This window comes from Methanofollis sp. (genome assembly GCF_028702905.1).
GTDB lineage: Archaea > Halobacteriota > Methanomicrobia > Methanomicrobiales > Methanofollaceae > Methanofollis.
In genome coordinates, this window is the sequence record NZ_JAQVNX010000023.1 from 1 (window position 1) to 25,904 (window position 25,904).

Consider the following 25,904-nt stretch of genomic DNA (forward strand, 5'->3'; position numbering starts at 1 on the left):
GGCGAGGATGCCGAAGACCGCACCCAGGCTCTCCGCCTCCTCATCAGAAAGGTCCTCCGTCATATGGGACGGAATCGTCACCGCCGCCATCACCTCCAGGTAGTTCCAGGAAGGAGATGCGATCATCGCCGTACTCGTGAAGGCCATCCGCCCGTCATAATAGGCGTCGTTCTTCCGATCATACTCATCGAGGACAGCCCGGATCTCCTCGTCAGACATCCCGCTCTCGAACACCCATTCGGGGCTCTCGGGCAGGTCGCCGACGGCCGCGGAGATCACCAGCGGGTTGTTGACGACAAGAGGGAGGAGGACCAGGAGAACGGCGAGGACGAAGAGGGAGGAGACAAGGGCGCCACCGCTCGTCTCCGCAACCGTCGAGAAGAAGAGGGCGATCAGGAAGAAAGAGAGGATCAGGAGATAGGAGAAGAGACCGAAGAGAGCGACCCTCACCACCTCGTCAGGACGGAGGACGATCCCGGAGAGGAGGAGGACAGAGACGCAGAGGAGGAGCATGACCACGACACCGACGGCGATCGCCGCCGCACCGCCGAGTGCCTTCCCCGTGATCACCTCGTCCCGGTAGACAGGGTGGGAGAGGAGAACCTTCAGGGACCGACTCTCCTTCTCCCGCGTGATCAGGTCGAAACCCATCGCAACCCCCAGGAACGCCCAGAGCGTCACCGAAGGGTAGCCGACGGCGTGGAAGAGCCACATCACCGCGGGGGCAGACGGCGCCCCCCGCCCGGAGGAGTCGCCGGCATCCCCGGAAACGGTTGTCTGCGCCGCGTTGTATTTTTCCAGTGCCGCCTGATACAGGCCGACACCCGAGACCATCCCCACCGCGGCGAGGAGGAGCATGACCGCAAAGATGCCGAGAAAACGCCTGCTCCCCATATGGTCGCGTAACTCCTTCGCGGCGATGACCCGCATGCCTTCGGTCCTCATCTGATGTCCTCCCGCAGGAAACGCACCCATGCAAGCCCGAAGAAGGCCGCCGGAAAGACTGCGAAGGCGACGATGTTCCGGGCGAAGTCAGGAGGAACCGGAACGCCCGGCGTGGTCACAGCCCCCAGGATCCCCTTGCAGTTGGTCTGCGGGGAGAGGAGGACGCCGGCGTCCCTGACAAGGCGCATCCGTTCCGTGTAGGCACGCGACGCCTCCTCATACGCCTCCATCTCCTCGTCGGACACGATATCCCCGGACTCTGCCGGCGGGGAGGGGGGCGGCCCGATGAGGAGGGAAGACCCTGCACCGACGGTAAGGACCGGGACGACCTCCGCGACGATGATGAAGACGAGGAAAGAGGAGACCAGAGCGCCCCCGCTCGTCTCCGCCACCGTCGAGAAGAAGAGGGCGAGCACGAAGAAAGAGACGACCAGGACGAAGGAGATAAAAGCCGCGGCAAGAAGTCGCAGGACCTCGCCGGGGCCCGGGACGATCCCGAAGATCAGGAGGACCGCCAGGGAGAGGAGGAGCACGACTCCCATCGCCAGGGCGATCGCCGCAACCCCGCCGAGGGCCTTCCCCGTGACCACCTCGTCACGGTAGACCGGGTGCGAGAGCAGGATCTTCAGGGACTTGCTCTCCTTCTCCCGCGTGACCAGATCGAAACCCATCGCGATCCCGAGAAAAACGCCCACCTGCGCGGTGCTCATGAACATGCCGGAAAAAAACGACAGCACACTCGGCCCGCCCGTGGACAGGCCCGACTCATCCGACACCACCGCCTGCGTCTCCGCATACGCCGCAAGGTCCGCGCTGTACTGGGCCGCCCCCGTGACCATCCCGGCAACGACGATCACGAGCATGACGCCGAGAAAGAGGTGGAACCTCCTGCTCCTCACATGGTCGCGGAACTCCTTCCCGGCGATCGTCCCGAGGACGCCGGCCCTCACGAGGTCGCCTCCTCGTGATAGTACGAGAGGAAGACGTCTTCGATGTCGGGTTCGTCGCGCTCCAGGCGCCGGATCCCCGCGGGACCGGCGGCCTCGGCGATGGCGTCGCAGATGTCTGTCTCCGCAACGATCCGCGCCGCATGGTGGCCGTCCGCATACTCCGCGGAGATGAGAGACGGGTGGGAGAACTCGGGCATCGGCGCCTTCGTCTCGACCCGGATGATCACGTGGCCGCTCTCGCCGCCCGCACGGGCGAGGTCTTCCCACCGACCCGAGGCAACGAGTTTCCCGTGCGCAAGGATCCCGGCAGACGTGCAGACCTTGCTCACCTCGGAGAGGATATGCGAGGAGACGAGCACCGTCGTCCCGTTCTCGGCCGTCTCGCGGATGATCCGCCGGTAGTCGGCGACACCCTGCGGGTCAAGGTTCGCCGTCGGTTCGTCCAGGATCACGGCCTTCGGTTCGTTGATCAGGGCCTTCGCGATCCCGAGACGCTGCCGCATGCCCTTCGAGTAGCCGCCCACGACCTTCGTGACACCGTCCAGACCCACCAGGGAGAGGAGGTCGGGGATACGCGTCCGCCGCGTCGCACCGTCCATCCCGTACAGCTTCGCCGAATAGTCCAGGTTCTCTTCCGCGGTGAGGGTCGCGTAGAAGCCCACGTCCTCGGGCATGTACCCGATCTTCTTCTTCACCTCGATCGGGTTGGTGGCAACCTCAGTCCCGTCGATATAGCACGCCCCTGAGGTTGGTTCGATGAGACCGATCACCATCAGGATCGTCGTGCTCTTCCCGGCGCCGTTCGGCCCCAGGAGGCCGAAGATCTCGCCCTCGGGGATATCGAGGCAGAGGTCGTCGACGGCAGGCACGTCATTATAGACCTTTGTCAGGTGTTCGCATCGTATCATGGGTCTCCAGTCCTTTTTCTGGATTATGAAGATCCATGGTGCCTCATTTATAAAACAATTCTGTGTAAATCGTCTATCTATCGGGAAAGGTACGGCTGACACAAAAAAAAGGGGAGGGGAAAATTCAACGGCGCTGATACTTTCTGAAGTAGTACCAGACCCCGCCCGCGATGCCGGCGAGCATCAGGAGACCGAGGATCGCGGCAAAGGACTGCTCCTTCACGACGATCCTGAAGTCGTCGCTCTGCTCGCCCTGCTCCGAGACCGCCTTCAGCGTCACCTTGTACTCGGAGGCGACGATATTCGGCGGCGGCACCACCTTCACGTTCACCTTCTTCGACTCGCCCGGCTGGAGACTCGTGATATTCGTCGGCGTCACCGTCGCCTTCCAGCCCTGCGGTGCGCTCACCTCGAAGTGGATCCCGGTCAGAGCGCCGGCATTGCCGATGTTCCGCACCGAAGCGTCGAACTCGAGGGTCTCGCCCATGTTCGCCTCATAGCGGTACCTGTCCGCGGAGAGCCTCATCTCATAACTCCCGCTGATCTTCGCGGTCAGGTCCTCGGTATAGACATCCGAAGAGGACTCGATGACAGCATTGAAGGAGTAGTCGCCGACCTTCGTGCCGTACGGCGGGATCGCCTCCAGGAAGAGACTCTTCTCCTCACCTGCAGGGACCAGGATCTCCGAGATGTCGCTCATATCCCCGGCACTCTCCTTGTACCTGGCGTACCAGCCCTCGGGGAGGCCCTCGGCCGACAGCCTGTAGGTGTCGTCGGCCTTCCCGACATTCCGCAGTTTCATCTCGAAAGTCGGGTTCTTCCCTGCCGGCGTCGTGATCAGGGACGACTTCACCGTCACCTCGGCCGCGTACGAGGACTTGTCCAGCATCACCGTGCCGGCGTCGACCGTGATCCCGCACTTCACCTTCACGTCCTTCTTCTCGGTAGAAAGGAAGCCCGGCTTCGTGATGACCAGGCGGTAGACGTCCTGCGGGAGGCCGGCGCTGATCCGGCCGTCGGCCGTCGTCATCAGCCGGTCGAAGGCCTCGTGTCCGTTTCCGCGGTAGACCTCGACAGTCGCCCCCTTCACCTTCTCCCCGCCCTTGTCCGTCACCAGGAGATTGAGAGTGCCGAGTTCGCCGGTGTGCGTCTTCGATATGCTCACGTAGAGCCAGATCGAGCCGTCGCCGATATGCACCTTCACCGGGTAGTCGCCGACAGGCGTGTCCGCGGCCGTCTCCACCTCAAGGGTGACGGTCTTCGAACCGCCCGACGGGATGGAGACACGGTTCACCTCTGTCTTGCCGTCAATAAAACGCATCTCCCAGTTCCTGCTCCCGGCAAAATTCTCCGTCCACAGTTTGATCTGGCTGCCTTCCGCCGCCGCGTTCCCGTTGTTCGCCGCGGCGAGGGAGAAAGTCGCCGTCTCCCCGGCCTCGACAACCTGGCCGGGAAAGTCGCACAGGACCGAGACAGACCCGGCCGCGGTGCTCCCCGCAGCCACCGGCAGGACCGTCGCGGCGAGCATCAGGAGAGCAATGAGGAGGGCGGGCGCCCTCGTTCCCGCGCTCATCTCACGTCCTCCCGCATGAACCGCACCCATGCAAGCCCGAAGAAGAGGGCGGGCGTGATGATCAGCGCGGCGATGTTCTTCGCCATGTCACCGAGGAGGGCAACGAGGGCCGAGAACCCTTCCTGCGGGATCTCATCGTCGGGAGACATCGGGCCGTAACTGCTCTTCATCATCTGCGCCATGCCCGGGTTGGTCACGGCCATGGCCAGTCTCTGGTAGTTGCTCGTCGGGGAGAGGAGGGAAACGGCATCGCCGACCGCCTGCCTCTGTTCCCAGTAGGCCCGCGACTTCTCCTCGTACTCCTGCCAGGCCTCGTCGACCTCAGGGTCGCTCATCATCTCGCCGTCGCCATCGCTGATCGTCACCGACGACGCCGACGTCATGTACATGCCTCCATAGCCGCCGTACCGCATCATGGAGGTGGTGTCGGGCGGTTCGGGGGGCTGGCCGAAGACCGCCGTGTACACCGAGCCGTACGTGAAGATCGGGAGGAGGGACGAGAGCACGATCATGATGATCAGGGTGTAGATGATGGCGCTCCCGCTGTCCTTTGCAATCGTCGACATGAAGAGGGCGATTGCGAAGAACGAGAAGACAAGCAGGAACGAGAGCGCTCCGAAGAGGAACATCCGCACCGTCTCCTCGAAGTTCGGGACGATCCCGAAGAGGAGCATGACCGCCAGGGAGAGGACGAGCACGATCCCCATCGCGAGAGCGATCGCCGCGACGCCGCCGAGGGCCTTCCCGTTGATCACCTCGTCCCGGTATATCGGGTGCGAGAGCAGGATCTTCAGGGACTTGCTCTCCTTCTCCCGCGTGATCAGGTCAAAACCCATCGCGATACCCAGGATCACGCCGATCGTCGTCATCAGCATGGACATCTCGTTGAATGCCGAAAGGATCGTCGGTTTCCAGGAGAAATACGGGTGCGGCCCGAACTCGTCGTCCGAGACCGCCGCCTGGTTCTTGTTATAGTCGGCAAGTTGTTTCTGGTACTCGACAGCCCCGCCGATGAGCCCGATGACGGCGATGACCAGGAAGATCCCGAAGATGAGGTGGAACTTCCTGCTCTGCAGGTGGTCGCGGAACTCCTTTCCGGCGATCACCTTCAGCCCTGCCGACCTCATGGAGTCGCCTCCTCGTGATAGTACGAGAGGAAGACATCCTCGATATCGGGGCGTTCGGTCTCCAGGCGCCTGATCCCGGCCGCCGTAACGGCGTCCGCGATATCATCGCTGATGTCGGCGTCGGCGACGATCCGCGCCGCCCGGTGGCCGTCCGCGTACTCCGCGGAGATGAGAGACGGGTGAGAGAACTCGGGCATCGGCGCCTTCGTCTCGACCCGGATGATCACATGACCGTTCCCGCCGGCGCGGGCGAGGTCCTCCCACCGCCCGGAAGCGACAAGTTTCCCATGCGCAAGGATCCCGGCCGAGGTGCAGACCTTGCTCACTTCGGAGAGGATATGGGAGGAGACGAGCACAGTCGTCCCGTTCTCGGCCGTCTCCCTGATGATCCGCCGGTAGTCCGCAACGCCCTGCGGGTCAAGGTTCGCCGTCGGTTCGTCCAGGATAATGGCCTTCGGTTCGTTGATCAGGGCCTTCGCGATCCCGAGACGCTGCCGCATCCCCTTCGAGTACCCGCCCACGACCTTCGTGACACCGTCCAGACCCACCAGGGAGAGGAGGTCGGGGATACGCTTCCGCCGCGTCGCCCCATCCATGCCGTACAGCTTCGCCGAATAGTCCAGGTTCTCTTCCGCGGTGAGGGTCGCGTAGAAACCGACGTCTTCCGGCATGTACCCGATCTTCTTCTTCACCTCGATCGGGTTGGTGGCAACCTCCATGCCGTCGATATAGCACGCCCCTGAGGTCGGCTCGATCAGCCCGATAACCATCAGGATTGTCGTGCTCTTGCCGGCGCCGTTCGGCCCCAGGAGGCCGAAGATCTCGCCCTCGGGGATCTCAAGGGTGAGGTCGTCGACGGCAGGCACGTCATTATAGACCTTTGTCAGATGTTCGCATCGTATCATGGTTCTTCCGTCCGTTCTCCGGATGATGAAGATGCATGGGACGGGGGATATAAAAGCCGTTATGGCACAATCGTCTACGCGTCGGATCAAAGGCGGAGAATCCGTAAACATTTGTGCCAGATCCTTTAAGATGGAAGGACGTCCAGATCATACCCATGGACCGGCGGATCAGGACGTACGCGCTCGCACTCCTGCTCGCCCTTCTCCTCGCACCCGGCGCAGGGGCGGCGACGGTGCCGGTCGTACAGGACAGTGGCGTGATCATCATCACGGACAACTCTCCCAAAACCGCCGTCCTCCAAGCGGTCGGGCTGGCATCGGCCGCCATAGAGATCGTGCCGATCGCCCGGGGCGACGACATGATCATCATCACGGACGACTCGCCCGACACCGCTGCGTATATCATCGCCTATCCGACCACCCCCGCCTCTGTGATAGAGGAGGACGAGGCATTCACCATCTCCGGGAAGGGACACTCGCACGATGCCACCGACTATATCACCATCTATCCTGCCACCTCCCTCACCGCGGCGAAGGCGGGCGGCAGCGCCGCGCCGCCGGTCTACGGCGCTGCCACAGAGAAAACCGCTACCCGCACACAGCCCGCCGTCCCCGTCCTCAGCTTCTCCCGCTACTACAGCCTGGACGTCACCTCGCCGGAGAAGACCCTCTGGGTCGATATGAGATGGGAGGGCGACGGCGACCATGCCCTCACCGTCTACCATCCCGGCGGCATCCTCGGCACCTTCAGGGACGGGAGCGACGGGAAGGAGGACGGGCGGATCTTCCTCCGCTTCTCCCGGGAGGGCGGGGTCGCCGCCGGTGCGTGGACCTTTAAGATGACCACGCCCCTCGTCGCCTCCCGAGAAAACGTCACCTTCCAGACCTATCTTGAGTGAAGAGAAATGAAACGCCGGACCCTGCTCCTGCTCCTCGCGTTCGCCCTTGTCAGGGCGGTTTCAGCCGGTTATACGGTGAGTTCCGGCCATCTGGACCCGCCGTCCGGCCTCCCCATCACCCCCCGCGAGATCTCTATTCTCGAACTCCCTCTCTGGATCCTCCTCATCGAACTCTGCACCCTCCCCCTGGAGACATTCGCCGGGTTCTGGGCATGGATATCCCTCAGGTGCCGCGGGTTGAGCAGAGAAGCACTTCTCGACAACCCCGTCAGATCGGAGATCTTCGACCGCATCAGGAAGATGCCCGGCATCCACCTCCGCGCCCTCTCTGCGGTCACCGGCACGCCGATGGGCACGCTCCGCTACCACCTCGGCGTCCTGCAGGAGAACCACACGATCACCTCTCTCGACGAAGGGGGCCACCTCCACTTCTACGAGAACAGCGGCACCTACACCCCGGCCCAGCAGACCGTCCTCAGGCACCTGAGAAACGAGACCACCCGCGCGATCCTCGGGGAACTACTCCGGGGACACGCCTCGTCCAGGCAGGAGATCGCCGACGCCGTCGGGATCTCGGCCCCGGCCGTCAGCTGGCACATGAAGAGGCTTGCAAAAGACCGCATCGTCCAGGAGGAGAAGACAGGGCGGACGGTCAGGTACGAGATCCGGGACGACGTGGCCGACGACCTCACGGCCTGGCTCGGGAAAAAAGAGACTTAAGAGGTGGCCGGGCCCCCGATGACAAGGCACTCCCCGCCGGCCCACCTTACCTCGAACGCCGCGGCGCTGAGGGTCGCCCCCGACGCAAGGGAGACATTCCCGCCGCCGACGCCGGTGATCACGGCGTACCCCCCCCCATCGAGAACGACGACCACAGGCCCGTTCTCAGATACGACCTCCCCCAGGTCGGCGAGGGAGAGTCCCGTCTCCACCCGCGCGGAAAGGCCGCATGACCTCGCCGCCAGGGCCATCTTTTCCTGCGCTGTCAGGTTGTCTGGTGCAGCGGCGAGCGCCCCAGCCCATGCCTCTGCCCCGCAGTCGATGCCATGGCTGGCCATCACTGCCTGGAAGGCGGCGGTCGGACCCGGGTCCGGACAGGTCACGCTGCTGCCGTCCCCCCTCGCCAGGAAATATTCAGGGAAGGTGGCGGCAATTGCCATGCCCGTGACGGTGCAGGTCACGGCCATGAGTAAGATGATGGTGGTCAGCACATGTTGCATAAGTCCTCACCCCCGGCCAGGGTCGTCTCCCCGACCGGCAGCCTCAGAGGATAAATACGCCCAAGACATATATATTTATCTCGGTTCTTGCCGGCTCAGATATGCATTTTATTGTTTATTGTGTACCTTAAGATAGATCTGAACGAACATACAGGGTTTTTTATCCGCTAGAGGGGCAGGAGGGAAACGCCACCCCATACCAATATATATCCCTCTCCCGATCTATCGCCTGCCCGAAGACCATGGACACCATCGACCCTGTCTCCTTCACCCGCGTCCCCGAACGGATCACGGGACTGGTGGACCTCGCCTACAACCTCTGGTGGAGCTGGCACCCTGCCGCCCGCGTCCTCTTCAAGCAGGTGAACGGACAGGCCTGGAAAGAGAGCCGGCACAACCCGGTCAGGATGCTCCGCGATGTCCCGGAAGAGTTTCTCCACCGGGTGGCGCGGGAGTGGGAGTACCTGCGGCGCTACGACATCATCATGGAGCGCTACCAGGAGTATATGGGGCGGAAAAACACCTGGTTCACCGAGCAGTACCCCGCGGTGCGTCCCGTCACCATCGCCTACTTCTCCGCGGAGTACGGCCTCCACCACTCCCTCCCCTTCTATGCCGGAGGCCTCGGCTTCCTCGCCGGCGACCACCTCAAGGAGTGCTCCGACCTCGGCGTCCCCCTGGTCGCCGTCGGCTTCATGTACTCGTCCGGCTACCTCCACCAGCACATCGCCCCCGACGGCTCGCAGCTGAATGTCGAGGAGAGACTCGACCGGGACAGCGCCCCGATCACCCGGGTGCTCGACCCCTCGGGAGAGCACCTCACCCTGCGGGTGCCGCACATCGAGCCACCGATCCATGTTGCCGTCTGGAAGGTGCAGGTAGGAAGGGTGCCCCTGTACCTCCTCGACACCGACGTCGGGGAGAACAGTCCCGAACACCGTTCCATCTCCCACCGCCTCTATGCCGGCGACAGGGAGCAGCGCCTCCTCCAGGAGATCGTGCTCGGTATCGGCGGCAGAAAAGTCCTCTCGTACCTCGGCGTCCACTACACCGGCGTCCACCTCAACGAAGGACACCCCGCCTTCGCCCTTGTAGAAAGAGTGCGGGAGAGGGTCAGCCAGGGGATAGACTTCGAGGAGGCGCTCGAACAGGTGCGCGGCACGAGCGTCTTCACCACCCACACGCCCGTCGCCGCGGGCCACGACATCTTCCCGTACGAGATGATCGACCGCTACTTCCAGAACTACTACCGCTGCCTCGGCATCTCGCGGGAGGACTTCCTCGCCCTCGGCGCACGGCCCGACGACCCCGGCGCCGGTTTCAACATGACGGCCTGCGCGATGCGCCTCTCGGCCTACCACAACGCCGTCTCGAAGAAGCACGCCGAGGTGACGCGCCAGATGTGGCAGCCCCTCTGGCCCGGCCTGCCGCCCGAGCGGGTGCCGATCGACGCGATCACGAACGGCGTCCACCTGCCCACCTGGCTCAACCCCAGGATGGAGGCGCTCTTCGACCGCTACATCGGGGCCGTCTGCCCGTACTGGCAGATGGAGCACGACAGACCGATCATCTGGGAACTGGTCAACGAGATCCCGGACGAAGAACTCTGGCGCCTCCACCTCTGGCTCAAGACAAAACTCTTCAACCGCATCAGGGAGATGGAGAGGCGGACCTGGGCAGACGGTTCCGACACCCCGGAGAACGTCATCGCCGAGGGCGTCTTCCTCGACCCGATGATCTTCACCATCGGCTTTGCCCGCCGCTTCTCCACCTACAAGCGGGCAGACCTGATCTTCCGCGACCTCGATAGGCTGAAGCGGATCGTGAACAACCCCTGGTACCCGGTCCAGATCATCTTCGCCGGCAAGGCCCACCCCGACGACATCGAGGGCCAGCGCCTTCTCAAAAAGGTCTACGAGTATGCCCGCTCCGACATGTTCGGCGGGAAGATCGCCTTCGTCGAGGACTATGGCGAGCGTTTCGCCCAGTACCTCGTTCACGGCGTCGACCTCTGGCTCAACAACCCGCTCCCGCCCTGGGAGGCGAGCGGGACCTCGGGGATGAAGGCGGCGATGAACGGCGTCCCGAGTCTCTCGATCCTGGACGGCTGGTGGCCGGAGGGCTACAACGGGAGGAACGGCTGGGCCTTCGGCGGCGAGGTCGTCGAGGGCGACAGGGACGCGGCCGATGCAAACGCCATCTACGAGACCCTGGAAAAGGAGGTGATCCCCCTCTACTACGCGACCGACCTCCACGCCGTCCCGCACGGCTGGGTGAAGACGATGAAAGAGGCGATACGGAGCAATGCCCCGGCCTTCTCGGCGAAGAGGATGGTGAAGGAGTACGTGCACCGCTACTACCCGCGGATCCTTGCCGCGGCCGGCATCCCGGTGATCCGCTGAAAGAGCGGAGAAGATAACGTAAGGTTTTATTCCCCCGCGGTGGGGAGGAGTAATAATGCAGGACGGAGACTCAGACGCTGCCTCCTATGACCGCGCCCTGCGGCAGGTCAAGGAGATCAAGGATTTTTACGGCCACCTCGCGGTCTACATCATCATAAACACGATGCTCTTCCTGATCAACTGGTTCACGACCCCGGGAGCGTGGTGGTTCTACTGGGTCGCCATCTTCTGGGGCATCGGCCTGCTGGTCCATGCCTACAGCACCTTTGTGGAGGGGGGCCTCTTCGGGAGGGGATGGGAAGAGAGGAAGGTCCGGGAGATCATGGAGAAGGAGAAGAAGAGGTGAGGAGGGCTGATGGAAGACTCTTTTGAGGAGAGTCTCTGGCAAATACTGTGCTATGGGTTCTATAGAATCGGGCATGAACCCCTGGCTCACGCATACGTGATGAAAATTTCTCGTTGCAGTTCTCCTGAGTGCGGAGGGATACTTGATTCCTCTCCTTGCAACAGGGCACCTGAAGGATACTGTTCAATTGCCGCCCCTCGGCTATCTTCATCCGTGGGGGGTCCGGGGGGCAACGCCCCCCGGTGCGAGACGGCGGTGAAGATTCTGCGGTCGGGGGGCGGCACGCCTGATCATCAACCCTTCCCACATTTTCACGCCGTGGGCAGCGCCCCCGGACCCCGGGGACGAAGATAGGGGCGGGAAGGCAGAGAGCCCGATCGTTCTGAGGGCGGTTTTGTTCTCCGCATATCAGGTATGAGAGAAATCTGTGTGTTCAAATTCTCATCCATAACTCCAGAATTGAACGTCTGGATCATTTTCATGGTAAACTCCCAGACTCAGGTTGATGTCTCCTCTTTGATCTCGCGGTGTGCGTGCTGATCCACTGCCTTCCCCCTACAGTTCGCCGGGGGACCACGCCCCCGGACCCAGCTCAGGATTGGCCCCGGGAAGACAGAGGAGGAAACCCATAGGAGGGCGATTGCCATCCTCCCCCTATCCTAAGGATGGGGGGTGCGGGAGGCATAGCCCCCCGGCACAGGCACCGGCCCACTGTCATCCCTCAGAAGATGACATCTAAAGATCCTGACGCCCCCCTCAATCAGGCATGTACGCCGCCTGGATCGCGACGACTTCTGTCGAGTTCTTCGCGGCGGCATACTCGGCGAGGGGATCGGCGTTCAGTTCGAGGAAGTGGAGGCCCCAGTTGAACTTCGAGAGGACGGCCTCTGCCTGCTCCTTCTCGCCGACGATGTACAGGGCGGCCGCGAAGGCCTCGACCGAGGTGAGGCGGAGGGGACGGCCGAAGTTCACCGGGTTGGCGGCGACGAGGTACGGGAGGGCCCGGCGGACGGGCCAGCGGGTCACCTCGCCGGTGTCGAGCACTTCCCAGGAGCAGTCCAGGGCGGTGATCGAGGGGACGCTCCTGTCGACCGGGGAGAGGGCCTGCTCTGCCGTGGGGTCCAGGATGAGGGAGGACTTCGGGATACGGGCGAGGGAGTCGAAGATCCTCACCATCCCCCACTTTTCCAGGCGCTTCACCGTGCACTTCCTGGGGTCGCAGGAGTTGTCCCTGAAGGCAAAGAGGCGTATCATCTATCTCGGTTTGGCGCAGAGTGGAGATGAATGTATGTCCTTGTCTCCCCCTGCCTCCTCGACCCCTCCCTCAGGGCCGAAGGGATCACGAAAGAGTCAGACCTCCGGGCCTTCGCCGCCGCCCTCGAACGCTGCCGGCGCTTCGGGATCGAAGTCGTCCCCCTCCCCTGCCCGGAGACCGCCTACCTCGGCCGCGGCCGGGCGCCCGGCACCTATGTCGAGCGCCTGGACACACCCGCCTTCACCGCCGTCCTCGACCGGATGGAGGAGGAGGTGCTGGCCGTCGTCGAAAAAAGAGGCCCTCCCCTCTGCATCGTCGGCGTCGACTCGTCGCCGTGCTGCGGCGTGAACACAACATGGCACGATGAAAAAAAGGGGGGGAGAGGCGCATTCCTGGCGCGGTTCCCCGGTATCAGGGCCGTCGACGTGCTGGAGTTCGCACGGTACCGCGTCTACTTCGCCGCCCCCCTCTTCTCCGAGGCCGAGCAGGATTTCAACAAAAAAGTGCGGGATATCCTGGAAGAGGCGTATTTTGACGTCTACCTCCCGCAGGAGGGCGGGGACACCGACGCCACGCGGGCACGCTCCTCGCAGCGCGAGATCTTTCGCCGGCACGTGGCGGCCCTCGGGGAAGTGGACGCCGTCGTCGCCGTTGTCGACGGGGCGGACGCCGACTCAGGGACCGCGTGGGAGATGGGCTACGCCCATGCCCGCGGAACCCCGGTCATCGCCCTGCGGACAGACTTCAGGCGGGCGGGCCACAACGAGCACGTGAACCTGATGCTTGAAGAGTCCTCGACGGTCGTGGCCGCCGTCGAAGACGTCGTCCCGGCGCTTGAACAGGCCTTCAGGCACGGTTGAGGAGTTTTATCAGGCGCTCCCTCGCGGAGAGTGCCTCCTCGTAGCCGGAAGGCGCCGGCAGGTCGGGCACCTCGCCGCCAGTCGCCTCGATCGCTGCGGCATAGGCCCTGAGAGCGACAGGGGCACTCCCCTCCTCCTCGATCATCCGTTCGGCTGCGGCGACAAGGGCGGCTGCGGTCCTGTCGGCCGGCATCACCGGCGCTGCCGCCGCCTGTGCATCCCGCAGGGCCTTCTCCGTCCTGAACACGGCATCGGTCGGCATGAGGTGCGCCGCCTCGCGGGCCGCCGCGGACGCACCCTGCGCATCGCCGAGGGCCGCCCGCACGCCGGCAAGACGGTGCCAGACCGTCGGGTCGGCAGGGGCGAACTTCAGGGCCTGCCCGAGGAGGTCGGCCGCCCGTGCGGCATCGTCGCCGTCTGCGGCGAGAGCACCCATGTTCCTGAGGATGCGGCCACGCACCCCTGCCGGCGGGTTCGCCTTCAGGGCCCGGCGATAGCAGGTCGCGGCGGCGTCGGCGACACCGAGGTCGGAGAGGATCGTCCCGGCGCCGAGGAAGTAGAGGGCGCGGGCCCCGTCATGGGAGGGAAGATCGCCGAAGCGGTCGATGCCGGGGAGGACCTCCTCGTCAGGCCCGGCCACGAGGCCGCTGATCAGGGGGTACAGGACGAGGGCGAGGTCGGCCCCACTGTCGAGGGCCAGCCCGATCGCCTCCCTGACAGGGGCGTCCCTCTGCTCACCTTCCTGCAGGAGGCCGAGGTGCATCAGGGCGTAGAGATCGCCCGGGCGGGCGGCGATGACTTCCTCCAGGTACCGCCGGGCGGCCTCAGGCGAACCGTACAGGCGGTGGGCGATGGCGATGTTCCGCAGGAGGTCGGCGTCCCGCGAGATGGCAAGGGCCGCCTCGAAACACCCGATGGCCCGGTCGAACTGGAAGGCCTGGAGGAGGACCGCACCCTTGCCGAAGAGGTCGAGGTACCGCCGCCTCTCCTCGATCGCGGCCAGGCCCTTCAGGTCGAAGGCCCCGTCAGGGCGGGCGTACTGGTCCATCGAGAAGAGACGCTCGACCGCCGCGTCCGTCGCCTCGCCCGGAGCATCCAGATCGAGGATACGGGTGAGAAGGGCGTACTCCTCCTCGAAACGCCCGGTTCTCCTGAAAGATGAGGCCACGGCCCAGAGGAGGGGCGCCGCCTTCCCGGCCTCAAGGCCGGCGGCCGCGTCGAGAGCCGCGGCGGCGAGGGCGCCGGCGCGTTCAGTCTCCCCGGCCAGGTACAGCACCTCGGCAAGGTTCTTCTTTGCGAGGGCGATGGAGAGGGGGTCGCGGTCGGGCATCCCCTCCCTGATCGCGAGCGCCTTCTCCGCACACCCCGCGGCCTTTTCGTACTCCCCCTCCTCCTTGAAGAGGACGGCGAGGTTCTCGTAGGCGGCGTGGTGGAGGGCCGGGTCGCCGGCGTGGAGGACAGTGTAGGCATAGACCGTCTTCGCCTCCTCGGAAAAGCCTCTCTTCACGAGCCCCCCGGCCTCCTCAAGGAGAGTTTCATAATCGTCGAAGAGCCCGACAAAAGCGTCGAGGGTCTCCTCTTCGAGAGTGAAGGGGTAGGCGGCATTGAGGGCCGCCGTCTGGTCCTCAGGGTTCTTCGCCGCAAACCAGGCAAAGGTGATGACAGTCACGGCGTCGTTGATATAGTGCTCGAAGGACTCTGCACCGCCGGCCGGCAATTTTCCGCCCATGAAATCCCTGAGAGTTGCAAAGGCGAAGGAGGCGATCTCGAGTTCGGCCGGGATGATCTGGGTGTGCGGGAACCCCGCGGTGAACGGCGACTCGAAATAGAGATCAGGCCACCTGATACCCGCCATAACGGCCCGCTTCTCCGACTGCTCCCAGGCCCGGAGGGACGGGGGCGCACCGGCCGGAACCGGCGGGGCCGGGTAGGCGTCGGGCGTCCCGGCACGGGGATAGGAGAGCATCGTCTCGACGAAACCCGCCCCCTCAATGTTTCCGGCGGCGAGGAAAGCGGTATAGCGGTGCCAGAGATAGTCTTCCCTGCCTGCGGCCTCAGGGGCGCTGTCGGAGAGTGCCCCTTTCAGCGCCGCCCCGAAGGTTTCCCGGGCCCCTTCGTCGGCATAGGCCCTGGCAGCGGTGTTGGTGGCAAAACCGATGTCCCGGGCACGCCTCAGGAGGAAGAGGTGGAGACGTGCCGCGGTCTCGGGGTCGGCCTTTTTTCCCGTCCACCATGTGATCCACGTGTGTTCCCAGAAAAAGTTCAGCGCAACGGTCGTGTCCATCTCGTCGTACCTCGTGTACGATCACTTTGCACTCCGGCGTGATACCCGTATTGATCTGTTAAGGGCGTAAAAGGGTTCCGGGGGCCTGCCACCCCCGGAAAGGAATGTACGTGTCCTGATTGCACAGGTGGGAGGGCCGCCCTCCCCCTTCAGGTCGATATAACTGATAGATGATGCGCGTGCCAGGCACTTTTGAGGTGCATTAGAGGTGTTCTTGAGTTAGGTGATGCAGTGCCTGTCGATGGTGTTCCTGATTCTGCCGCCCTATCCGGGATTTCCCCACACCCGGAAGGACGTCGGCAAATACATCTTAATCGCAATTGTATATAAACATTTCTCGTATTGCATGGCATTGACGCCACCCATGAGGCTTCGCACAATGCCTGTCTACGACGAAACCGATAAGTACTGACCGGTTGCAGATTAGATATGGCATGAGACCCTATCCTGAAGAGATCCCGAAGATCCTTGAGCGTCTGAAGGCAAACCCCCGGGGAATGTCGGTCACCGACCTCGCCGGGGACATCGGGATCAACAGAAACACGGTCTCGCGCTATCTTGACATGCTCCTCATCGCCGGCGAGGTGGAGATGCGGACCTACGGCAAGGCAAAGGTCTTCTACCCCTCCCAGCGCGTCCCCCTCTCCGCCATGATCAACTTCGCCTCGGACGGCGTCGTGATCCTGGACCGGAACCTCACCATCGTCCAGGCGAATGACCGCGTCCTCGCCATCGCCCATGCCGGCCGCGACGAGGTGATCGGGAAGACGATGGGAGAGTCGGCCCTCTCAGCCTTCGACCACCCCCTGATCAGGTCCAGGATCGACGACGCACTCGGCGGGGAGGACGTCGTCGAGGAGATCCGCTTCCTCCAGGCAGACGGAGAGTTCTTTTTCAGGATGAAGATCCTGCCGACAGCCTTCAATGACGGCAACCCCGGGATCACCATCATCCTCGAAGACATCACCGAGCAGAAAGAGTCCGAGGAGGCGCTCCGCGCCGGCGAAGCGAAGTTCAGGGCCCTTGTCGAGGACATCAACGACATCATCTGGAACCTGGACAGCAACCAGGCCTTCACCTATGTCAGTCCCAAGAGTTTCGACCTCCTCGGCTATGCGCCCGAGGAGATGGAAGGGCATTCCCTCCTGGACTTCGTCCCGGAAAAAGAGCGCGAAAAGATCAGGACAAAGTTTTCCGCACCCTTCGCCTCGGGCGAACCCTTCTCCCTCCTCTCCATCCCCATCATGCACCGGAACGGCCGCCCCCTCATCTTCGAAGCGAGCGGCACCCCGGACTTCGATGAGATCGGGGACTTTGCCGGCTACCGCATGGTGGCGCGTGACGTCACCGAAAGGCAGCAGGCCGAGAGGCGGGTGCGGGGCTGGAAGTCCTTCCTCCACTGCATCGTCCAGAACATCCCCGACATGGTCTTTGTCAAGGAGATCGAGGGCGGCAGTTACGTCTTCTTCAACCGCTCGGCCGAGGCGTTTGCCGGTAATACCTCGGAGAGTCTCACCGGGAAGAAGGACGACGAGATCTTCCCGCCCGACCTCGTCCCCTTCATGACCTGCGGCGAGAAGGCGGTGCTCGCGGAGATGAAGACCTTCGAGTGCCCGGAGACTGCCGTCTCCTTCAGGTGCGGGGAGAAGCGTTACCTCCAGGCAAAGAAGATCCCGATCACCGGTTCTGACGGCACGATGAAGTACATCCTCACGATCATCTGCGACGTCACCACCCATGTCCGCGCCGACGCCCTTCTGCGGGGCCAGCGCGACCTCGCCCTCGCCCTCGGGAGCGCCGCCACCCTCGGGGAGGCGCTGACCCTCTGCCTGGGCGCGGCGGTGCAGGCGGCAGGTGCCGATGCCGGCGCAGTCTATATGACCGACGACGGGAACGGCGACCTGGTCCTTGCCGCCACTATCGGAGTCCCCCCGGCCTTTGCCGGGAAGATGAGACGGTTTGATGCCGGCACCGCGGCGGCATCACTCCTTTCAGGCCCGGCATCGTCCTCCTGGAAGGCCGGCGACCTCCCGGCCCTCGACCCCTCCTTCACCCCCCTCGCAGAGGAAGGGATCGCCGGCGTGGCGGCGGTGCCGGTGAAGGACGGCGACCACCGGATAGCCGTCTTCCTCGTCGCCTCACGGCGCCATACGGAGATACCGGCGTACGGCATCAGATCTCTGGAAACAACGACCGCCCAGGTCGCCAATGTCATCGGCAGGATCAGGGCGCAGGAGACAGTGAAGACCGAGCGCGACCGCGCCCAGCGCTACCTTGACGTGGCGCGGGTGATGATCGCGGTCATCGGACCAGACGGGACGATCGAGCGGATGAACAGGATGGGGTGCCGCATCCTTGGATACGAAGAAGAGGAGATCGCCGGGAAGAACTGGTTTGCGGCCCTCGTCCCGGCACACCTCCGCCCCCGCCTGGAGACGAATTTCAAAAAGATCATGGCCGGCGAGGTCGTCCCTCCCGACGAGGAGGAGAGCCCGGTACTCGGGCGCGGCGGCGATGAGGTCTGCATCCTCTGGCACAACGCCATCGTGCGTGATGATACCGGGACGATCACCGGCATGGTCTCCTCGGGGACCCTCCTGCCCTCCTCCCGGTAAGGTGTTTATGAGGAGAGGCGGAGAAACCTTCTCCCATGACGCGACCTTCAGATCCCCTCGTCCTCTCGCCTGACGAGACCAGAAAAGAGGAGGAGTTCCTCGCCTCCCCGCGGGTACCCCGGCGAATGGAGCGGCTCATCGAGGAATATATTACAAAGAAGACCGGGAAGGCCTGGAACGACCCGGTCATCCTCGGCCGGATCCGCGAGGCCGTCGTCACCCAGAAAGGACGGTACTGGGCAAAGGGGAAGAAGAGGAAGATCGCCTACGGCCGCGGCTACGACGTCCTCGCCTACCTCTCGTACCATTTTCCCGTCTACCTGGTGCAGTTCGAACTCCTTTTCCACGAGATGGTGCAGGACGGACTCATACCCCGAAACCTGCGGGTGCTCGACGCGGGATCCGGCCCCGGCGTCGTCTCCCTTGCCATCGCCGATTACTATGGCAGACTTGATGTTGCACAGGCAAGCATCACCGCGATCGACCGTTCAGACGAGAACACCGAAGCCTACACGGCTCTTGTCCACCCGTACGGGGAGAAGAAAGGGCAGGTGGCCGTCTCGACCCCCCTCCTCGCCGACCTCAAGGATAAGATCGAGGTCGCCGGCCCCTACGATCTCATCGTCTTCTCCAATGTCCTGAACGAGATCGCCGGTCTCGATACCGAAGGGAAGGCAGACCTCGTCGCCAGGTACGCCGCACTCCTCTCTCCCGAAGGCTCTGTCATCCTGATCGAGCCCGCGGAGAAAGAGGGCTCGACCGCCCTCAGGGAAGTCCAGGCGGCGCTTACCTCGCGCGGCCTCCCCGTCTATGCACCCTGCACTCCACTCTGGGGCGAGATCTGCCGGCCTGACCGGTGCTGGACCTTCGTCACCGGCCCGGACGTGAAACCGCCGCGCCTGATGGAGGCCCTCGCCACCGGAGAGGAGGGCTACCGCTTCATGAACACCGACATCAAGTATTCCTACGCGATCCTCAGAAAAGACGACCTGACCCGCATCTCGTACCGTATCGGGAAGCAGGACAAGGCGGCACGCCTCGGCTCCCTCGCCTCCCATGTCGGCAGACAGATCCACGTCCGCGCCGCCCGGATGTCGCCCGACATCGGCGACGAGAAGAGGCATGTGGTGAAGATCTGCGACGGCACGACAAAGACACCGGTCTATGCGGTGCTGCCGGTATATGCCAGGACCGAGGAGAACGAAGCGCTGATATCAGGAAAATACGGTGAGATCCTCTCGATCAGAAACGCCGGGGTCAGGTACAACAGGGAGGCCGACACCTACTCCATCATCATCGGCAGGAAGACGACGGTCACGCCCATCGGGAAGGGATGCGGCGCATGATCCTGGAGAAGGGCCGGTATGCCGTCCTTCTTGCACTGCTCATTATATCCACAGCATTCTTTGCGATGACGGCCGTCAGATGGTCGGGAGACCGTGCCGTCGCCGACGATACGCTGTACCAGGTCTCGACGATCGGTGCCCTCCTCGACGGCGTCTATGACGGCGCCGCCGATATCGACAGCCTTCTCTCCCGCGGCGACACCGGCATCGGGACGCTCGAAGGACTGGACGGCGAACTCATCGTCATCGACGGCGAGGCATGGCAGGTGAAGGGCGACGGAACGGTCGTACCGGTAGAAGGGAGTGCCAGGACACCCTTTGCCGCGGTGACGGCCTTCGAGCCCGATATCGTCTTCGAGGTCGAGGGCCCCCTCACCCTCGCAGGCCTTGAGGCCTCGATCGAAGCCGCCCTCCCCTCGAAGAACCTCCCCTGCGCCGTCCTTGTGCAAGGCACGTTCACAAACGTGACTGCACGGAGTGTCGACAGGCAGGAGAAGCCATACCCCCCTCTTGCAGAGGCGACGAAAGCCCAGCATGTCTTCACCTTCGGCCGGGAGGAGGGGAGCCTCGTCGGTTTCTGGCTTCCGGCCTATCTTGGCGGGGTGAACGTACCGGGCTTCCACCTCCACTATCTTGCCGACGACAGGACGGGCGGCGGCCACCTCCTCGATGCCACGGTGGAGCACGCCACCGTCTCCCTGGACATCACCCCGGATATCAGGCTTTCTCTCCCTGATGAAGGCGGTTTCCAGGCGGCAAACCTCTCAGGCGGCCGGGAGGCCGAACTGGCCTCGGCCGAGCGGTAGAGGCCATCCCAAAACGGATCCGAAACCTTTGTCCTGTCGATGAAATTCCTCGTATTTTGTTCTGAAAAATTCTGTTCTGGTGCCTGTTACTGGGGTTTTAACCCCCTGAATCGAAAACCTATGGTTTTCTCAAACTCCCTTCGGTCGTTCCCTCCACCATTACGATAGGAGGGTGGATGGCAGACTCCCTCACGATCGAATCTACCCTTTCCAGGTTCTATCCTGTTTTCGGGGGTCCGGGGGTGTCAGTCCCCCGGCGGAGAATAGGGGGAGGGCGGGGGGTTCGCACCCTTCGCCAGAGAATCCGGGGAACATCCACCCGAACATGAGATTTCTCCATAGCCAAATGAACACGAGTTCTGGGATGACCTCATAGAGTATTGCTCTGTAAAATTCCTCTTATGGAGTGCCTCTGCCGGGGGACTACGCCCCCAGACCCCCGCTCAGGATGAGCAGGGATACTGCAATCTCTCTCAGCATCTCCTCTTCGCACTTCCCCGGCCCTATCCTGGATCGGGGGTCCGGGGGCAACGAGAAGACCGAAGGTCTTCGAGTAGTCCCCCAGCGGAGAATGTGGGGAAGGCAGCAGATCCACACTTCCCTTTCGGGAATTACGGAGATACATCAACCCGAGTATGAGGGATTACCATGAAAATGATCCAGAAGATCAGTTCTCCGGGTTTTCATGAGGCTTTGACTCTCATCGAGCACCCCATGATGGAGATGGAGAGGACAAAACCACCTTCAGAAAGGTCCGCCCTCTGCCTTCCCCGCCCCCGGCGCGAGCGTGCGGGAAGGCACGTCGACCAGACGATCTCCTCAGAACAATTTTCATGCGAGATGCCTGAGGCGTGCTCCCGACTCATGCCAGATTCTAAAGAGCCGCAATTAAAAAAAGAGGTTTATCGGCGCCTGAGCACCAGGACAACGAGGACCAGAGAGACGATGAGCGCCGCAAAGCCCGCAGGAGAGGGCTGTGCTGTCGCTGGCGGCAGGGCCGTCTTGTTCGTCTCCGGCACCGTCGTTTCGCTGGAAACCGACGTCGTGACCCCCTCCACCGGCGCTTCGGTGGTCTCCTCGATCACTTCTCCGGCCGAGGCCGAGCTCTCGACCACAAGAAGTGTCATCCCCTTCCCCTCGGCGATGGCGAAGTGCGAGAACCCGGGGGAGTGGGCGCGGTAGTACGCCCGGCCGCCGCTCTCCCGCACCAGTTCGGTGAGGAGGGGGTTCCATTTTCCACCACTATAGCGCCAGAGGACGATATCGCCAGTGCCGAGACCCTCTGACGTCAGCCAGTTCAGCGGGACGTCGAAGAAGAACGTCGTCCCGGAAAGGGCGTCTTCGCGGGCGTACGAGAGGGTGGCCTCGATATGCTGGTACACAGAGCCGTCGAACTCCAGGGGACCGTTGCCCACCGGCTCGACAGTCACCATGATGCCGTCGATCCTCCCGCCGGCAGTGAAGGTGATCGCCGATATGGCGCTCCGGTCAAAGGTGAAGGTGACATTCTCACCCGCCTTCAGGCTGCCAGCCGCATCATACGCATAGGGCGCGCTGCTGCCGCCGCCGCCACCACCCGAAGACGACGATGAGGGTGGTTTGGCGGTAGGTTTGGCGGTAGGTTCGGCTGTCGGCTCGGTGGTTGGCTCGGTGGTCGGCTCGGTGGTTGGCTCGGTGGTCGGCTCGGTGGTTGGGTCGGTGGTCGGGTCGGTGGTCGGGTCCGCCAGAACGACGATCTCCTCCGCGAGTACGGTCGTGTTCTGGAGATCTCCCTTCGCAACTATCAGTGAGACCGAATAGTTCCCGGCCTTCTCATAGATATGGACCCACTCAGGCTCACTGGAAGTGTTCCCGTCGCCGAAGTCCCAGGCCCAGCTGTCAGGCCCGCCTGTCGACTCGTCGGTGAAGAGCACGGCAAGGGGCGCGGTGCCCGAGGTCACGTTCGCCGAGAAATTGGCACGCGGAAGGACGGTCACGTAGCCTTCCCGCACGAGCGTGTCCTCGCCGGAAGCACCCGATACGGTGAGAGAGATGTCATAGACCCCTGCAACCGAGTAGGTGTGTTCCGGGTTCTGTACCGTCTCCGTCTCGCCATCGCCGAAGTCCCATTCCCAGGTGTCAGGCCCGCCCGTCGACTCGTCGGTAAAGTTCACGGTCAGGGGCGCATGCCCGGAGGTGACATTCGCGCTGAAGTGAGGGGCAAGAGATTCAGGCTCGGGCTCCAGATACTCGACCGAGTCATGGGGGCCGGTCCGGCAACTGATGCGCGGCGACCCGTCCGCGGTCATGGCAAGGTCCGGATAGCCTCCCGACCCCAGACGACCTGCCTCGATGATCGGGGAAAATTCCCAGATCCCATCATTTTTCTTGGCATACGTGACCATTACGTCCTCGCTTGTGAAAGCGATCGCGGGGAGGCCATCCCCATCGAATGCAAGGGAGGCACGGTCGGATTTTGCCGCAGCGACGTCCTCATACTGCCATCTCCCGTCATCCAGCCACGCATAGCCGAGAGTCCCGCTATCAAGGTTGTTGTAGCAGGCGATTGCCGGATTGCCACTGCTGTCAAGGGCAATCGAGGTGTAGCCCGGGCGGTACCCATCGTTTGTCCCGACCCCATAAACCACGACCTCAGGACTGTCCCCCTTCTTCAGGTACATCAGGTTGCACATCAGGTTGCCTTTATTCCCATCGATGTAGGCGATATGGACCGCCCCGTCGTCACCGATCACAAGGGAGCTGAAGAGCTGGTTCGACTTGGGGACGATCTCCTCGTCTGTCCAGGTGCTCCCGTCCCAGACAGCGTACCGCAGGGAACGCATACCCGGAGTAGGGTCATAGTAGACGAGGTGCAGGTCTCCGGAGGGGTCGAAGGCGCCGGAGACATACTTCCCCGCATAGGTGCCGACGACCTCGCTCTGCCACTCCCCGCCCTCCCGCCAGGCATGGACAAGGGCCGTCGCGTTGAAATAACAGACATGCGGAGTGTCTGAAAGATCAAGGGCCATGGCAGCATACGGACTTATATTGTCCAGTGCTTCGATCGTCTCCAGAGACCAGTCACCCCCCACCCTCTCTCCATAGACGAGGCGGTCTGTATTGTCATCTGTCGAATCGTAATACACCATGTGCGGGTTCCCGGAGGAGTCCAGCACCAGCGAATCGACATAATTGACCGGCCAGTTGCCGGGAGTTCCCATCTGTACGACCTCGGAATTCCATGCAAGTGCCACTGCCGGAACAGCACATATTGCAGTAAAGATGATGAGTGCGATCACAACCGGCACAGTGCTGGCTGTCGCTCTTCTTTTCATCGAATTGTATATCATTGAAATTTCCCCCCCTTACTGGGTCCCTCGGGTAAGTTAGAAACCCGGAAGGTTATGCCACGAGATATGCACACTGGCATATATAATTATCCCATATGTGACGATCCCGAATGCCGACAAAAATAATAATTGAAATATAACAGCATTTCATTCAGGCAATTACAGTATCTCTGAGATTTGAGGCCAATTCTACTATGGACCAGAGGATACCAGCAGCCAGAGGAGAGGAGCAAAAAAAGAGAGGGGATATGACGGCGGCACCGGTCACAGGATTTCGTACGTCGTCGTCCTCTGCCGCAGGGGCCGGCCCAGGTCCTCCGCTATCCGCCGCATCTCGGTGGGATCAAGATAATCCGCGTCCTCGGCACCGGCGTCCGAGGAGACCTCGTCGTCGAACATCGTCCCGCCGAGGTCGTTGCCCCCGGCAAGGAGGCCGATCTGCGTCATCTTCGTCCCAACCTTCCCCCAGGAGACCTGAATATGCGCAAAGTTGTCCAGGAAGAGGCGGGAGACCGCGAAGAGGAGGACGTCCTCCCGACCCGTCGTACCCGGACGGGCGATCCCGGCCTTATAGAGGGGAGTGTTCGTGGGAATGAAAGGGAGGGGGACGAGTTCGGTGAAGCCGTGCGTCTCGTCCTGGACCTCCCGGAGGATGCCGAGGTGGCGCACCCGGTCGGCCTCCGACTCATAGGAGCCGTACATGATCGTCGCCGTCGACCTGATCCCCATCCTGTGCGCCTCCTTGATGATCCTGACCCACTCAGCCGTCGGCACCTTCCGCGGGCAGATCACCTGCCGCACCCGGTCCACCAGGATCTCGGCGGCCGTCCCCTGGAGAGTGCCGAGGCCCGCGGCCCGCAGGCGGGCGAGCACCTCTGCCGTGGAGATCCCGCTCCGCCGTGCGGCATACGAGACCTCCTCGGGACTGCAGGTGTGAATATCCACAGCAGGAGCGACCTCATGGACCCACGAGATCATCTCTTCATACGAAGAGACGTCGAAGGCCGGGTGGACGCCGGAGAGGAAGCAGATCTCGGTGACCCCGCGGTCGAGGGCGAGGGCCGCCCGGCGCCGCACCTCCTCCTCACCGTGGATGTAGGCGCCCGGGTCAGTCGCCCTGCGCCCGAAACCGCAGAACCCGCAGAGGTTCTTGCAGATATTCGTGATATGAACATTCTGGTTCCGCACATAGGTGACCGCGTCGCCGGCCCTCTCCTGCCTGGCCTCGTCCGCGGCGGCGGCGATCTCCCAGATCCGCCGATCTTTCACCCCGAGGAGGGAGAGGGCCTCATCCTCTGTCATCCTGTGGCCGGCGAGCGTGTCGGAAAGCAGGGTGCCGATCGTGTCGTGCGTCATTTACCGCCTCTTTTTGCCGGACGTTTCCTTCTCCCGCGCCCCCATCACGAGGTCGTACAGGATCATCAGCACCACCAGCACGATCGCCGTCTCAATAAGATGAAGGGGGAGGTACCCGAGGAAGGGAATGGCAAAGAGGGCCTTGCCGATGACCCACTCCTTCTTCACCGGTTCGATCTGCCCGCCGATCTCGCGGTAGACAGAGAGCTGGTCAGGGCCGGGGTTGTTATCGCCCCAGGTGATATAACCCTCGTGAGGCGCCGTATAACTGACTGTACGCCCGTTGAGCAGTATCTGGACAGTCTCGTTCCCTTCGACCCACATCGTGGCCCGGTGGATGATCGGGTGGACAGACCCCTCGCCATTGGGCCGGTAGATGATCACGTCTCCGGGCCGGTTGTATTTCTCATAGCCCGACTCCTGGCCGTCTTCCAGGGTCTGGAGAGAACCGAAACGGTCGGGTGCCGCCACAAAGACCAGGTCGCCGATGTTCATATTCGGCACCATGCTCTCGGACTCGATCGCCACCACCGCAGGCCACGTCCCGGAGACCAGGAAGAGGACCAGTGCGATGACGCCGACGACCGCCACCGCCCAGGCGACGTCGCGGCCGAAAGAAACGACAGGGTTCGAACTCGTCCTGATCTGCTCTATCAGGCCGGGTTTCGGTTCTGGAGACGTTCTATCCGACATCTGTAGGGTGATGGTGGGAACTCGGATCTGATATAAATATGGGAGAGAGGATGGGAGCGGTCTGCCCGCCGTCCGACCACAGCAT

The 25,904-nt window shown here is 62.9% G+C and carries 21 protein-coding genes and 1 pseudogene; 9 read left to right on the plus strand and 13 right to left on the minus strand.

The genetic code is table 11. The features are described 5' to 3' along the window. The 6 genes from PHP59_RS04520 to PHP59_RS04545 all read right to left on the minus strand — a co-directional run. Positions 1-945: ABC transporter permease (locus PHP59_RS04520; RefSeq protein WP_300164257.1), on the minus strand; the 945-nt coding region annotated here is incomplete at its 3' end. Further along, positions 942-1,895, minus strand: coding sequence for an ABC transporter permease (locus PHP59_RS04525; RefSeq protein ID WP_300164260.1), 954 nt, complete (start codon positions 1,893-1,895; stop codon positions 942-944). The genes PHP59_RS04520 and PHP59_RS04525, both read right to left, overlap by 4 nt. Beyond that, entirely contained in the window at positions 1,892-2,803 is a 912-nt protein-coding gene (locus PHP59_RS04530) for an ABC transporter ATP-binding protein (protein WP_300164263.1), read from the minus strand. The genes PHP59_RS04525 and PHP59_RS04530 overlap by 4 nt, the downstream gene beginning before the upstream one ends. A gap of 124 nt (positions 2,804-2,927) precedes the next feature. Continuing rightward, the gene (locus PHP59_RS04535) at positions 2,928-4,376 is read right to left on the minus strand and encodes an NEW3 domain-containing protein (RefSeq protein WP_300164266.1); all 1,449 of its coding nucleotides are present in this window, start codon (positions 4,374-4,376) and stop codon (positions 2,928-2,930) included. Then, positions 4,373-5,503, minus strand: coding sequence for an ABC transporter permease subunit (locus PHP59_RS04540; protein WP_300164269.1), 1,131 nt, complete (start codon positions 5,501-5,503; stop codon positions 4,373-4,375). Before PHP59_RS04540 ends, PHP59_RS04535 begins: the two co-directional genes overlap by 4 nt. Continuing rightward, positions 5,500-6,408, minus strand: coding sequence for an ABC transporter ATP-binding protein (locus PHP59_RS04545; protein ID WP_300164272.1), 909 nt, complete (start codon positions 6,406-6,408; stop codon positions 5,500-5,502). The genes PHP59_RS04540 and PHP59_RS04545 overlap by 4 nt, the downstream gene beginning before the upstream one ends. A 155-nt stretch (positions 6,409-6,563) precedes the next feature. On the opposite strand from PHP59_RS04545, the gene PHP59_RS04550 reads away from it, so the two are divergent. Then, entirely contained in the window at positions 6,564-7,307 is a 744-nt protein-coding gene (locus PHP59_RS04550) for a hypothetical protein (RefSeq protein WP_300164275.1), read from the plus strand. A 6-nt stretch (positions 7,308-7,313) separates the two neighbouring features. Next, positions 7,314-8,027 carry a helix-turn-helix domain-containing protein gene (locus tag PHP59_RS04555; protein ID WP_300164278.1) on the plus strand — a complete coding sequence of 238 codons (714 nt, stop codon included), beginning with the start codon at positions 7,314-7,316 and terminating at the stop codon, positions 8,025-8,027. Here PHP59_RS04555 and PHP59_RS04560 read toward each other — a convergent pair. Next, on the minus strand, positions 8,024-8,527 hold the full coding sequence (locus tag PHP59_RS04560) for a hypothetical protein (RefSeq protein WP_300164281.1): 504 nt from the start codon (positions 8,525-8,527) through the stop codon (positions 8,024-8,026). The genes PHP59_RS04555 and PHP59_RS04560 overlap by 4 nt on opposite strands. Positions 8,528-8,769: 242 nt before the next feature. On the opposite strand from PHP59_RS04560, the gene glgP reads away from it, so the two are divergent. Both glgP and PHP59_RS04570 read left to right on the plus strand, forming a co-directional pair. Further along, positions 8,770-10,929, plus strand: a complete 2,160-nt coding sequence (glgP, locus tag PHP59_RS04565; protein ID WP_300164283.1) for an alpha-glucan family phosphorylase — start codon at positions 8,770-8,772, stop codon at positions 10,927-10,929. A gap of 55 nt (positions 10,930-10,984) precedes the next feature. Beyond that, entirely contained in the window at positions 10,985-11,275 is a 291-nt protein-coding gene (locus tag PHP59_RS04570) for a 2TM domain-containing protein (protein WP_300164286.1), read from the plus strand. A gap of 756 nt (positions 11,276-12,031) precedes the next feature. Here the strand turns inward: PHP59_RS04570 and PHP59_RS04575 are convergent. Continuing rightward, on the minus strand, positions 12,032-12,529 hold the full coding sequence (locus PHP59_RS04575; protein ID WP_300164289.1) for a DUF367 family protein: 498 nt from the start codon (positions 12,527-12,529) through the stop codon (positions 12,032-12,034). A gap of 30 nt (positions 12,530-12,559) precedes the next feature. Between PHP59_RS04575 and PHP59_RS04580 the strand changes: the two genes are divergently transcribed. Continuing rightward, entirely contained in the window at positions 12,560-13,390 is an 831-nt protein-coding gene (locus PHP59_RS04580; protein ID WP_300164292.1) for a nucleoside 2-deoxyribosyltransferase, read from the plus strand. On the opposite strand, the gene PHP59_RS04585 is transcribed toward PHP59_RS04580, so the two are convergent. Then, positions 13,377-15,674, minus strand: a complete 2,298-nt coding sequence (locus PHP59_RS04585; protein WP_300164296.1) for a tetratricopeptide repeat protein — start codon at positions 15,672-15,674, stop codon at positions 13,377-13,379. The two genes, PHP59_RS04580 and PHP59_RS04585, sit on opposite strands and share 14 nt — an antisense overlap. Before the next feature lie 434 nt (positions 15,675-16,108). Between PHP59_RS04585 and PHP59_RS04590 the strand changes: the two genes are divergently transcribed. Genes PHP59_RS04590 through budA form a run of 3 tightly spaced genes read left to right on the plus strand, consistent with a single transcriptional unit; the run spans position 16,109 to position 20,441 of the window. Further along, on the plus strand, positions 16,109-18,289 hold the full coding sequence (locus tag PHP59_RS04590; protein ID WP_300164299.1) for a PAS domain S-box protein: 2,181 nt from the start codon (positions 16,109-16,111) through the stop codon (positions 18,287-18,289). Positions 18,290-18,324: 35 nt separating this feature from the next. Continuing rightward, positions 18,325-19,635, plus strand: coding sequence for a small ribosomal subunit Rsm22 family protein (locus PHP59_RS04595; RefSeq protein WP_300164301.1), 1,311 nt, complete (start codon positions 18,325-18,327; stop codon positions 19,633-19,635). Beyond that, positions 19,632-20,441 carry an acetolactate decarboxylase gene (gene budA, locus PHP59_RS04600; RefSeq protein WP_300164304.1) on the plus strand — a complete coding sequence of 270 codons (810 nt, stop codon included), beginning with the start codon at positions 19,632-19,634 and terminating at the stop codon, positions 20,439-20,441. Before PHP59_RS04595 ends, budA begins: the two co-directional genes overlap by 4 nt. Positions 20,442-21,343: 902 nt before the next feature. Here budA and PHP59_RS12660 read toward each other — a convergent pair. Next, positions 21,344-21,964 (minus strand): PGF-pre-PGF domain-containing protein, encoded by a 621-nt coding sequence (locus PHP59_RS12660; protein WP_366943723.1) that lies wholly within the window; start codon positions 21,962-21,964, stop codon positions 21,344-21,346. Between the two features lie 127 nt (positions 21,965-22,091). On the opposite strand from PHP59_RS12660, the gene PHP59_RS12665 reads away from it, so the two are divergent. Continuing rightward, on the plus strand, positions 22,092-22,241 hold the full coding sequence (locus PHP59_RS12665) for a hypothetical protein (protein ID WP_366943724.1): 150 nt from the start codon (positions 22,092-22,094) through the stop codon (positions 22,239-22,241). Here the strand turns inward: PHP59_RS12665 and PHP59_RS12670 are convergent. From PHP59_RS12670 to PHP59_RS04615, 3 genes and pseudogenes are all read right to left on the minus strand, one after another. Further along, positions 22,220-23,770: pseudogene (locus tag PHP59_RS12670) on the minus strand (PKD domain-containing protein); the annotation flags it as partial. The gene PHP59_RS12665 and the pseudogene PHP59_RS12670 sit on opposite strands and share 22 nt — an antisense overlap. A gap of 264 nt (positions 23,771-24,034) precedes the next feature. Continuing rightward, a complete protein-coding gene (cofH, locus tag PHP59_RS04610) occupies positions 24,035-25,126 on the minus strand; it encodes a 5-amino-6-(D-ribitylamino)uracil--L-tyrosine 4-hydroxyphenyl transferase CofH (RefSeq protein ID WP_300164310.1) in 1,092 nt (363 codons plus the stop codon). After that, positions 25,127-25,819, minus strand: a complete 693-nt coding sequence (locus PHP59_RS04615) for a signal peptidase I (RefSeq protein ID WP_300164313.1) — start codon at positions 25,817-25,819, stop codon at positions 25,127-25,129. It abuts the gene before it with no gap. Between the last annotated feature and the right edge of the window lie 85 nt (positions 25,820-25,904).